Origin of the sequence: Streptomyces shenzhenensis, from assembly GCF_003688995.1 — a bacterium.
GTDB classification, from domain to species: Bacteria; Actinomycetota; Actinomycetes; order Streptomycetales; family Streptomycetaceae; genus Streptomyces; species Streptomyces shenzhenensis_A.
Genome location: NZ_PENI01000108.1, coordinates 1 through 677, shown reverse-complemented (window position 1 = coordinate 677; position 677 = coordinate 1). Strand labels below are relative to the sequence as shown.

General features: G+C 51.6%; 1 protein-coding gene. It reads right to left on the bottom strand.

What is annotated here, in order from left to right; translation table 11 throughout:
• Positions 1-16: 16 nt before the first annotated feature.
• Positions 17-517 carry a hypothetical protein gene (locus CTZ28_RS46770; protein WP_147481318.1) on the bottom strand — a complete coding sequence of 167 codons (501 nt, stop codon included), beginning with the start codon at positions 515-517 and terminating at the stop codon, positions 17-19.
• Between the last annotated feature and the right edge of the window lie 160 nt (positions 518-677).

Below are 677 nucleotides of genomic sequence, written 5' to 3'. Positions count from 1 at the left end.
TGGGCCAACTCCCCTGCTAAAGCAGGAACGCCCAGAGCGCATCACTCAGGACTGCATCTAGGCGGGTCTTGAAGATCTCCAGAGAAGGGGACTCCACAACTTCCCTGGGCAGCCTGTTCCAGTGCTCCGTTACCCTCACCATAAAGAAGTTTTTTCTCATATTTGAATGGAACTTTCTATGTTCCAGCTTGAGCCCATTGCCCCTTGTCCTATCGCTGGAAATCACTGAAAAGAGTCTGGCTCCAACATCCTTCAACTCACCTTTAAGATATTTATAAATAAGGTCTCCCCTCAGCCTTCTCTTCTCCAGACTCAAGAGTCCCAGCTCTCTCAGCCTTTCCTCGTAAGGGAGATGCTCCAATCCCTTAATCATCTTTGTTGCCCTTCGCTGGACTCTCTCCAGCAGTTCCCTGTCCTTCTGGAACTGGGGAGCCCAGAACTGGACGCAGTATTCCAGTTGTGGCCTCACCAGTGCAGAGTAGAGGGGGAGAATGACCTCCCTCGACCTGCTGGCCACACTATTCCCTGTGCAGCCCAGGATTCCATTGGCCCTCTTGGCAACAAGGGCACATCATTGGCACATTCAGGTCCCTTCTCATTTCCCTCCACGCACATTTGCAGGAATCAGCCATCATTGTGAGGGAAAGGACAGACTGTTGAAGATTTCAAGCAGCAGC